The sequence below is a fragment of the Metasolibacillus meyeri genome, from assembly GCF_003049505.1.
Lineage (GTDB): Bacteria > Bacillota > Bacilli > Bacillales_A > Planococcaceae > Metasolibacillus > Metasolibacillus meyeri.
On record NZ_PYWN01000081.1, the window covers coordinates 1 to 11,257 of the forward strand.

General features: G+C 39.1%; 11 protein-coding genes. All 11 read right to left on the minus strand.

The window, feature by feature from the left end:
* Positions 1–4 precede the first annotated feature (4 nt).
* The 11 genes from C9J34_RS12435 to C9J34_RS12485 all read right to left on the minus strand — a co-directional run bounded on the left by C9J34_RS12435 (position 5) and on the right by C9J34_RS12485 (position 10,913).
* Positions 5–166, minus strand: coding sequence for a type 1 glutamine amidotransferase family protein (locus tag C9J34_RS12435; protein ID WP_420799127.1), 162 nt, complete (start codon positions 164–166; stop codon positions 5–7).
* Positions 167–276: 110 nt separating this feature from the next.
* On the minus strand, positions 277–1,629 hold the full coding sequence (glmM, locus tag C9J34_RS12440) for a phosphoglucosamine mutase (protein ID WP_107840225.1): 1,353 nt from the start codon (positions 1,627–1,629) through the stop codon (positions 277–279).
* Positions 1,630–1,747: 118 nt separating this feature from the next.
* Entirely contained in the window at positions 1,748–2,752 is a 1,005-nt protein-coding gene (locus C9J34_RS12445; protein ID WP_107840227.1) for a CdaR family protein, read from the minus strand.
* On the minus strand, positions 2,745–3,572 hold the full coding sequence (gene cdaA, locus C9J34_RS12450; RefSeq protein WP_107840244.1) for a diadenylate cyclase CdaA: 828 nt from the start codon (positions 3,570–3,572) through the stop codon (positions 2,745–2,747). Before cdaA ends, C9J34_RS12445 begins: the two co-directional genes overlap by 8 nt.
* Positions 3,573–3,757: 185 nt before the next feature.
* On the minus strand, positions 3,758–4,369 hold the full coding sequence (locus C9J34_RS12455; RefSeq protein WP_107840229.1) for an anti-sigma factor family protein: 612 nt from the start codon (positions 4,367–4,369) through the stop codon (positions 3,758–3,760).
* Between the two features lie 13 nt (positions 4,370–4,382).
* Positions 4,383–4,946 carry an RNA polymerase sigma factor SigW gene (sigW, locus tag C9J34_RS12460; protein ID WP_107840231.1) on the minus strand — a complete coding sequence of 188 codons (564 nt, stop codon included), beginning with the start codon at positions 4,944–4,946 and terminating at the stop codon, positions 4,383–4,385.
* Between the two features lie 204 nt (positions 4,947–5,150).
* The gene (rocF, locus tag C9J34_RS12465) at positions 5,151–6,050 is read right to left on the minus strand and encodes an arginase (RefSeq protein ID WP_107840234.1); all 900 of its coding nucleotides are present in this window, start codon (positions 6,048–6,050) and stop codon (positions 5,151–5,153) included.
* Positions 6,051–6,335: 285 nt separating this feature from the next.
* On the minus strand, positions 6,336–7,172 hold the full coding sequence (ahlS, locus tag C9J34_RS12470; protein ID WP_107840236.1) for an AhlS family quorum-quenching N-acyl homoserine lactonase: 837 nt from the start codon (positions 7,170–7,172) through the stop codon (positions 6,336–6,338).
* Between the two features lie 35 nt (positions 7,173–7,207).
* Positions 7,208–8,380: an iron-containing alcohol dehydrogenase gene (locus C9J34_RS12475; RefSeq protein ID WP_107840238.1), complete on the minus strand. Its 1,173-nt coding sequence runs from the start codon at positions 8,378–8,380 to the stop codon at positions 7,208–7,210.
* Positions 8,381–9,811, minus strand: a complete 1,431-nt coding sequence (locus C9J34_RS12480; protein ID WP_107840240.1) for an aldehyde dehydrogenase family protein — start codon at positions 9,809–9,811, stop codon at positions 8,381–8,383.
* Between the two features lie 88 nt (positions 9,812–9,899).
* Positions 9,900–10,913, minus strand: a complete 1,014-nt coding sequence (locus C9J34_RS12485) for a LacI family DNA-binding transcriptional regulator (protein ID WP_338016214.1) — start codon at positions 10,911–10,913, stop codon at positions 9,900–9,902.
* Positions 10,914–11,257: the final 344 nt, after the last annotated feature.

An 11,257-nucleotide genomic window follows, 5' to 3' on the forward strand; every position in this document is an offset into this window, starting at 1 on the left:
CCAATCAGTGGGGGATGAGGAAAACCCCCACTGATTGAAGGTTCACTTTATTGCCTTCTTTATCGATATTAATTATCGTATGCCCTGCGGCTTCTAACGCTTCTTTCGGGCTTGTGTACTCACTATCTTCAAACTTGTCCGTAATTAATGTTGCTATCTTTGCCATTCCATTACATTCCTTTGAATTTCGTACAGTTGTATACTTCCCTTTTGTCACTATATGTAAACATAAAAATGCGATAGAGATTTTACACTCTACCGCATTTTTTAAATTAATTATTCAGCTAAGCCCATTTCCGCGCGTACAACTTCTGCAATTTTTTCTACATATGTCGTACAGTCATCCTCTGTAGCAGCCTCTACCATTACACGAACTAACGGCTCTGTACCTGAAGGGCGTACTAATACGCGACCATTGCCTTGCATTGCTGACTCAACTTCAGTGATTACCGCTGCCACTTTTTCATTTGTTGTCACAGCATGTTTGTCCGTTACGCGAATATTTACTAAACGTTGTGGGAAAATCGTCATGTCAGATGCTAGCTCAGATAAACGCTTGCCTGTCATTTTCATAATGTTGACAAGCTGAATAGCCGTTAGCAAGCCATCTCCCGTTGTATTGAAGTCTAGGAAAACAATGTGACCAGATTGCTCGCCACCGAAATTATAATCATTCGCACGCATTTCTTCTACAACATAGCGGTCACCTACAGCTGTTTGCACACTCTCCATCATGTGCTCACGCAATGCTTTGTAGAAGCCCATATTGCTCATCACTGTTGAAACGATTGTACTTTTCTTCAATCGACCTTTTGCATTTAAGTATTTCCCGATAATAAACATAATTTGGTCGCCATCAACAATTTGACCCTTTTCATCTACTGCGATTAAACGGTCGCCATCTCCATCAAAAGCAAGACCTATATCTGCACCACGCTCAACAACAAATTCAGCCAACTTTTCAGGATGTGTTGAACCTACGCCATCATTAATATTTAAACCATTTGGAGATGAACCCATTGTCGAAATATCTGCTTCTAAATCTGCAAATAGATGTGTTGCAAGAGATGATGTTGCACCATGAGCGCAGTCTAAGGCTACATGGATATTAACAAATTCATCCTCCACAGTTTGCTTTAAGTAAGAGATATATTTTTGTCCACCTTCAAAATAGTCATTTACAGAACCGATATTTGCACCAACTGGACGTGGTAAAATATCTTCTGGCGCATCAAGTAAGCTTTCAATTTCTTCTTCCTGTGCATCAGACAATTTAAAGCCATCAGAACCGAAAAATTTAATACCGTTATCTGCCACTGGATTATGAGATGCCGAAATCATAACACCTGCATCGGCATTCATCACACGTGTTAAATAAGCTACTCCAGGTGTACTAATAACCCCTAGACGCATTACTTCCACACCAATTGATAACAGACCTGCTACTAATGCACCTTCAAGCATTTCCCCTGAGATGCGCGTATCTCGCCCTATAAGTACTTTCGGTCGATTTTCTGTATCCTTTGTTAAAACATAGCCGCCAGCTCGCCCTAACTTAAACGCGAGTTCAGGCGTTAATTCGCTATTCGCTACCCCACGGATGCCATCTGTTCCGAAATATTTACCCATTACTTTCTCTCTCCTTCAATACCGCATTGTTAATCCTATCGGCTAACTCGTATCCAAATTTCTTCATAAATCGTGCCAACAATTATATCCTGTAAGCCTTCACTGACAAATTCCTTTTTTATTCTTCATCCGCATTTCCATCTGATATAGGAACCTCAACTGTCTCCTCTTCACTTACCTCTTCAGCTACTGTAAGGTCAGCATGAATAGTAACTGCTTCATTAGATAATTTCATTGGACTTTCTAATTTTTGAATTTTTACTTCATAATCTCCAGATTCCGTCAACTTGGATAAATCAAATTCAACGACTATCTCATTCAACAAATCCACAACTGATTGTGGACCAGATACTTTTACACTCTCTTGATTTAAAGACAACTCGTTAATTGTTACACTTTCTGGCAACTGTCCCGTTTGCTTCAGTGTAAGAGGAATCTCTCGATTATATTCATCAATTTCCACATTGATTTTTACTGACTCTGGCTGTATCGCGACATCCAGCTTATTTAAGTCACGATCCAACACTTTCACATTTGACTGCTGCTCAAACGATTGCGTAATGCCATCTTCTGCTTTTATTGATGCTTTTACGTAATTAATACTATCTATTACGCTCTTTGCACCTGTGACAAAAACGTATCTAGGCTCTACTATCATGCTTTTCAGCACATAACCCTCTTTAATTTGTCTAGTATTGATTTCAGGCTCTACACGAAACTCCTTCGTCACCTTTTCTTCAATACTAATATTGACAACAGGTGGATAAAGCGTTACCTGCAATTTTTCAGAAAAGTTTTCAGTCTGTATTGTAACGCGATGTTCGCCAATTAACAATGAATTTAAATCGACAAATACTTTGTAATCCTTCGCTAACTTCTCACGCAAGACAATAGGCGTGGGTCCTTCGATACCTACATTAACGGTTTCTGGTAACCCTGACACAATTAAATTTTCATCATCATAATATACTTCCAGCTTCACATCTTCAATAACATCTGCTTGTTGGTCGCTCGGTGTACTTCGAGTTGAATCATTTTCAGATTGCACATAAAAAAATAAGGCAATAGCAAGTAATAAGGCGGTCAAACGAATTAACCAATTACTATTAAATAATTTATCCATTCTTTTTCCCCCTCCAAGTCCACTTAGAGGCTTGATTTGCTTCATTTTCAGAGCCAAACCATGCTTTGCGTAGCAACGCTTCAAATTCCTCAATCGCTAAATTACGATGCAAATTACCGTTTACTGTTAGGCTAATAGCACCTGTTTCCTCTGATACAACGATTGTAATCGCATCCGTTACTTCACTTAAACCAAGTGCTGCACGATGGCGTGTACCTAGTTCCTTTGAGATGAACGGGCTTTCAGACAATGGTAAATAACAAGCCGCTGCTGCAATTTTATCCTTTTGCATAATCACGGCACCATCATGTAATGGTGTATTCGGTATAAAAATATTTATTAATAACTCCGAAGATACCGTTGCATCCATTGCTATTCCCGTTTCGATATATTCGGTTAAACCTGTTTCTTTTTCAATAGATATTAATGCACCAATACGTCGCTTTGCCATATAGCTCACCGATTTTTTCATCGCTTCAATTAGGCGTGTTTGCTCCTCATCTTGCTGATTCGCTGAACGCTGGAATAGCTTCCCTCTTCCTAGCTGTTCAAGAGCACGGCGTATTTCTGGTTGGAAAATAATGATAATCGCTAGAAAACCCCACTCAATCACTTGCTTTAACAAATAATCAAGGGTACTTAAACCAAAAAGAGAGGTTGCAATTTTAGCGATGACAATAACAAATATCCCTTTTAATAGCTGCACGGCCTTCGTTCCTTGAATAAGACCTAACAGCTTGTAGATGACATACCACACAACAAGTACATCGATAAAACCAAATATATAATTGACAGGCGTAAAATCCGTAAATTGATTCATTATTAACTGCACGTGGCATCCCCCACTTTTCTAACTGTTGCATACAAAAATAGTATAGCACACTTCTACTTATTAACGCTTTCTCTAAGGCGCAATTGCCATAAAAAATGAGTGTAGGCGAAATGTTTCTTTCATTTCGTCTACACCCTCTATCAAACGTCCAATCTCCAAAAAAGTTGCACGAATTATTCAAACAATGCGATGACGTCGTTCGCCATTTTCTTCATTCTATACCAAAGCCAATCGAATGCTTCATTTATCTCTTCGACTTGCCCTGATACAACAGCAGTAGAAGCCATATAACTGCCGTTAATTACTGTGACATTGCCATCTACTTCCCCTTCAATGATTAGGTTGCCATTTTTTACGACAACATCCCCTTTAACAATCTCACCCTTTGGCACAATAACCGTTTGCCCATCAACGACTAAGTTTGCTTGTGTCGTAACAGAAAACTGGTCGTCATTCGGATAGCTTGCCATTAAGGTTGCTCCCATCAATAGGAAGAATACCGCAGCCGCCACGATAATTGGATGTCTGCGTAGCCATTTCTGAATACCAATCGCATTTTTACGCTTCGGTAAACGGCGCATTACATTCGCCTCAAATTGTGGAGGCGCTGTAATATGTGTCGCGCTTTTGACAAATGCTACTGTATCGCTTAGCTCATGCATATGCTGTTGACAGCTTACGCAGCTTTGCATATGCTTTTTTAGCTCTTGTTCATGCTCACGTGTAATATCGCCATCTAAATAATCATGCATATAGTCAATATAATGTTCAGGACACGTTCTCATGCGAATTCTCCTCCTACAAATTGTTTAACTGCTTGCGAAGTGCTTCCCGACCACGATGAATACGTGTCTTTACTGTGCCAAGTGGCATATCAAGAATGTCACTAATTTCTTGTAGCGATAACTCTTCAATGTATTTCAGTACAATGACAGAGCGATATTTGTCTGGCAATCGGCTAATCTCGTATTGAATGCGGTCCTGTAGCTCCATCTGTTCAACAGCTTCTTCTGGCAGCTGTTCATCTGCTGCAATTTGTGAATACATATCCAAACCATCTGTTCCCGCAACTTCCGCATCTAAATAATAATCTGGCTTCTTTTTACGAATGCGGTCAATGCAAAGATTCGTGGCTATACGGTATATCCACGTTGAAAATTTCCTTTTTTGATCGTATGAGTGCAAATTTATATATGCACGTACAAATGCTTCTTGTGCAATATCCTCTGCCTCTTGCTTGTTACCAAGCATCCGATAACAAATTTGATACAGCTTGTGCTGATAGAGGTTCACAATATCGGCGTAGGCGTTTTGATCACCTTTAAGCACTTGCTTTATTCTCTTATTCACTAACGCATCCATCGTGCCAATCCTCTCTACCTTCTCAGCTGTTATTATCATATACGTACAACCTTAAGAAAGGTTTCAGTTTTTTCTCTTTATTATACCAAAATTCAAACGGGAAATTGTAGTAAAATGTGTAAAAGGGTGTCGGGAAAGACAAAATCTTTTCCAACACCCTCAAACTCTATATTAATAGTCGCTAAAAGTCCGCTACCCTCGCTGTTATACCAGCGTTTCGCCAAATAAAGAACCAATCAATGCAACAGCTACATTGGCTGTTTTATTTTTTTCGTCTAATATTGGATTTACTTCAACAAACTCTACAGAAGTAAGAACATTCGCCTCTTGTAGCATTTCCATCGCAAGGTGGCTTTCACGATACGTAATACCTCCCGCAACAGGCGTTCCCACACCTGGTGTATAAAGTGGATCTAATCCATCTAAATCTAACGATAAATGAACACCATCAACACCGCGCTCTTGTAAATAGCGAAGGGCATCTTCCATGACTGCTGTCATGCCAAGACGATCAACTTCATGCATCGTGTAAACTTTAATATTTTTTTCTTTAATTAGCTCACGTTCACCTTCATCTACTGAGCGTGCACCGATAATAATAATATTTTCTGCTTTTACTTTTGGTCCATCATGGTGAATCGAAGTTAAACGTTCATGACCAAGCCCTAAGCTTACTGCTAACGGCATACCATGAATATTGCCAGATGGTGTCGATTCTGGTGTATTAATATCTGCATGTGCATCAAACCAAATAACACCTAAGTTTTTATATTTCTTAAGTCCTGCTAACGTGCCGATTGCAATACTATGATCGCCACCAAGCACAAGTGGAATATACTCTTCATTTACTGCGTCTTCCACCTTTTGCGCTAGCTTGGAGCATACTTCTACTACTTCATCTAAATTCAATAATTTTTCATTTTGCTCTTTCTTAACAGGCGTTTTTTCTACGCGAATATCGCCTTCATCCTTCACTGTATATCCTAAAGCCTCTAAACGCTCTATAACACCTGCGTAACGAATTGCACTTGGCCCCATATCCACGCCGCGACGTGTTTGTCCATAATCTGATGGAACCCCAATAATAGCAACTGATTTGTTCATATTCTGTTAAAACTCCCTTCTGTTAATACCTCTATTGTAAAACGAAATAGCCTGTTGGCTCAACTCGACATTTTCATGCATAATTATTCAATAAATTTATAAAATATCTTGATTCAAAACTTAATAAAAGGTTTATATGCATTGTTATATCAATAACTATATATTTCAACCAAAACCATACAACATATACATTCCAATTTTACCCACAAATTGCTCTATTATAGAATAAAAAAAGAGCTTTCAAGTAATCATGATTACTCGATACGCTCTTTGAAGTCGCAAAATCTATTCGTAATAGCCCTCTGTAGATTTTCTGAAGTTTTTAAATTGGTTTGAATCGTGCCCGAACCATACTTCTGAATTATTTTCATTTGCAAATTTGCGAATGCGCTCCACCGTTGAATTATAGCCTACAGAATCGTAAATAATGCCTGGTGGCTTCACTGGTGGACCATAGCTTTCAGCCGTATATACTGCGTCAGAGGCTAATAAAACATTGCCGTGTCCAGGTAATTCAACATGTAATCCTAACATTCCATAGGCATGCCCTGGACCAAAGTTAATAATTTTAATTCCTTCTACAAGTGGTACTTCTTTTTCGTGTGGCTTAATTGTGCGCCAACGCAACTCGTTTTGAATCCATGCCATCACGTCACCCCAAATATATGCACCCATATTGCGCGTCATCGCAAATTGCTTCATGACATTCGATAGCTCTGCATCATGCACAATAATTTCGGCATTCGTAAATAATTCAAGACAGCCTGCATGGTCTAAATGTAAATGTGAGGCAATGACATATTTAATATCTGCTGGTCGTACTTTCAATTGTTCTAAACGATTAATCAAATAACATTCTTCACTCGCAAATGTCGGGAAGGCTTTTTGTATCCCTTCAGGCCAACGCCCATCTTCTCCCATCCCATCTGGGTTACAGCCTGTGTCAAATAGGATTTTCCCCTCAGGATGGTCAATTAATACAGCGTAAATCGGAAATTCTACAAACTCTGCTGGCGGATTTGGATTATCAATTGTTGCTGGATTGTGCATGGCAATCATATAATTTTTATCCATCTTCATCGTTCCTGTGTCTAATACATATAACTTTTTGTTATTACACATTTTTCTATCCCCTTTGCTGTTTGATTAATTTCTATCTATTTGAAAGTCACAGCATCATATGCTGCCTTATAAATAGCGAAAATATCCTCTTTCTTTAATGCCATCGGACTACGTGCTAGCAATCTTGTTTGCTTTGTTGCGTCTTCCGTTAAACACGTAAGCGCTTCTTCATTAATACCAAAGCCTTGCAAACTCGAAGGAATACCCACATCTTCCACAAGACGCTGTAATTCCTCGACACATTTACGTGATGCTTCCTCCTGCGATAAATAGCTACTATTGAAGCCCATCGCATTATAAATATCCTTCATACGCTTTTCACAAGATGAACGAATATAGCCCATTACATATGGCAAGAGAACTGCATTGGAATCACCATGTGCAATATGAAACTGCCCACCTAATGGATAAGCAAGCGCGTGTACCCCCGCAACCCCTGCGTTGAAGAAGGCTAATCCTGCTAAATAGCTACCATAGCTCATAGCAATGCGCGCCTCTTTATTTTGTCCATCCTTTACAGCAGTGCGTAGCGAGTCACTAATTAACTGAATGGCCTGTAAAGCTAACGCATCAGAAACAGGGCTGGCATTACGGGAAATATAGGCCTCCACAGCATGTGTTAAGGCATCTACACCTGTTGCAGCCGTCACTTTCGGTGGCAATGACATTGTCAACTCTGGGTCAACAATTGCTACATCTGCTAGTAAAAAATCATGTGTCACTACATCTTTCGTGCTTGCTAGCGATACAACAGCGATATTTGTCACCTCAGAGCCCGTACCTGATGTTGTCGGAATTAATATTGTTGGTAGCCCTTTTTGCAAAAGTTTACGTGTTGCACTTAAATTTAAATAATCTTTCACATCGCCTTCATGTACAGAAATAACCCCTGCTAGTTTAGCTAAATCAAGCGCACTGCCTCCACCTAAACCAATGACCATATCACTTTGATGCTCACGCGCATAAGCAACAAGCTCCTCTGCAACCGCTAATGGCGGCTCTGGTACGACCTTTGTATAGACATTAATCGTTAAATTAAGCTCTTCTAATGGAGCAATGATTTTTTGTGTTAACCCCATTTCATGTAAAAAAGGATCTGTCACCAGCAATATGTTTTGCCCTTGTAAACGCCCGACTTCTTCTGATAAATAACTAAGAGAGCCCCAGCCTGTATAACTTAAAGGGGCAAATGTGATTTTTTCAGCCATTTATAGCCCTCCTTCTTGATTCCAAATAACAAGCTTCGTTTCGGTCATTTCATGAATGGCATACTTTACGCCCTCTTTACCTGTTCCACTTTGCTTTACACCACCATATGGCATTTGGTCAACGCGATACGTTGGAATGTCATTAATGACTACACCACCAACCTCAAGCTGCTTAGAGGCAGCGAATGCTGTGCCTATATCTTTCGTAAAAATACCTGCCTGTAGACCATAATCTGAATCATTAATCGCTGCGATCCCCTCCTCTACAGATGAAATTTTATTTATGCTAACAATCGGTGCAAATACTTCCTCGCAGCTTACTTTCGAGCGTTGATTTACATTTGCTAAAATCGTCGGCAGCAATACACCATCTTTTACTGTACCACCGTATAATAGACTTGCTCCTTCTGCTATTGCTTCCTCAATCCAATACAATGCCCGTTGCTGTTCTTTTTCATGGATCATCGCAGAAATATCCGTTGTTTCCTCTAATGGGGAACCTACATTTAAGTTTTCAGTTTTCTCTACCATCTCTTCGACAAATGCATCAAATATATCTTCTACAACATAAATACGCTGCAATGAAATACATACTTGTCCTTGATTAGAAAATGCACCTGTTACACATTTATTTACAACATACGAAATGTTGACATCCCGATCTACAATTAAACCTGAATTTGACCCTAGCTCAAGGGCTACGCGTTTAAGCCCTGCCTTTGCTCTAATTTGAATACCGACTGCTGGACTTCCTGTAAACGTTATCATTTTTACCTTTTCATTTTCTACAAGCGCATCGCCAACAACGCCTCCACTTCCTAACACAACATTAAATGCACCTTTAGGTAATGTCGTCTGTTCAATAATTTCAGCTAAAAACAGAGCTGATAATGGCGTTTGTGAAGCTGGCTTTAGAACAATCGTATTACCAGCTGCAATGGCTGGACCAACTTTATGTGCCACTAAATTTTGTGGGAAGTTGAATGGCGTAATAGCTGCAATGATGCCTAATGGTTGCTCTAGCGTATAAGCAAAACGATTTTGCCCTGTTTTGGCCGCATCCATCGGTATCATTTCACCAACTAAACGCTTTGCTTCATCACCTGCAAAGCGATACGTTTCAATCGTGCGATCAATTTCACCTAATGCGTACTTTAATGGCTTCGAGCTTTCCTGGGAAATAATTTTGGCTGCTTCTATTCTCTTTTCTACAAATGCCTCAGCAATTGAATAAAGGATATTTGCTCTCTCTAATGCTGTTAGGCTCGCCATTGCTTGTTGTGCACCCTCAGCGGCATTGACAGCAGCTACTACATGCTCTTTTGTGGCCTGCGGTATTCTCGCAATAACCTCTTGTGTATATGGCGATTTTAATTCAGCGTACTCTACTGTCGAGACCCATTCATCATTGATATACATTTTCTTTTCCAAAATAAGAACCCCTTCTTTATTCTAAATTTTCAGTTATGAATACGTAACCATTTTATCATAAAAAAATACGCACTTATCAATACGTATTTTATTTTAAGTGCTTTACCGTCTTTCTATTAAAAAGTTTAACAGACTCTGTGATACGCACGCAAGAATTTTTTTTATTTTCAATCATTTCAATAAGCTCCGTAATTGCTATCAACCCTAAATTTTTCTCTGTTTCATGTCCCACTGTCGTCAATTGGATTTGTTCATATGCTGCTAGTTCAACATTATCAATACCCATAACACTTATATCTTCGGGTATGCGAATATTGTGCTTTAGTAATTCATCAATAACATTTAATGCAATCGAATCCGATGCACCAATAATAGCTGTTGGTAAGGTCGATTGCTGTAATAAGTGATCAACTCCCTCACTAATGCTCGTACGTGTTGTATTAGAATGATAAATATACTTCTCTGATACCGCTTCTCCTAGAGCACATAACGCTCCTTTAAAGCGGTTCGCATATGTACTAACAGTTAAGTGTCCTCCAACATAGGCAATATGTTGATGCCCCACAGCTTGTAAAGCTTGTGCCGCAATATAACCTGCCTGTTCATTGTCGATTTCAACAAAGTTTTCATTTGACTGATGCTTACGGTTAAATGTAATAAAAGGAATATCCAACCTCTTTAACCTTTCAAAAAAAGGATCTTCGTACAAAATGCACGATAAAATAATCCCATCAACTTTTCTTTCTAAAATCTTTGAATAGGCATGTTCTAATTCCTCATCCTGAACAAATTGCACATCGACTTTATAGCCTTTACTGTTGGCATAATTAACAATAGCAGCTGTTGTATCAGAGAAAAAGGGATTATGTAATGGACCAGATAACAAAGCAATTGTATTTGTCCGACTTGTCACAAGCAACCTCGCCTGCTCATTTGGGATATAATTTAATTGCTCAATCGCTTTCAATACTTTATTGACCGTTGTCGCTTTTACCAAGTCCGGTGTATTCAAAACACGCGACACCGTCGTCTGTGATACCCCTGCCAATTTTGCAACATCTTTTGATGATACGATGACTATTTCACCTCTATACTCTAAAATAACGGAAAACCTCTAAATTAGTTTAACATATTTTTTATTCATCCAGAAAAGATAGATTTTACATGAAAGGATATAAGTAAAAGTGTTTGTTCAAATTAATCAATTATAGCAAGACGTAGTTGCATACAGATTTTTAAGTACGCTCTTTGTAGAAATATCTTATCGAGGGAGCATTCTGTACCTGACACTTTGCTTCTGTTCCAAAAACATTATCATTTCTCTCTGCACAAAAAATATGCTGAATAAAAACAAAAAGAGCCTCCCTAATAGGAGACTCCTTTGAATAATGATGAGCCATGAAGGACTCGAACCTTCGACCCTCTGATTAAAAGTCAGATGCTCTA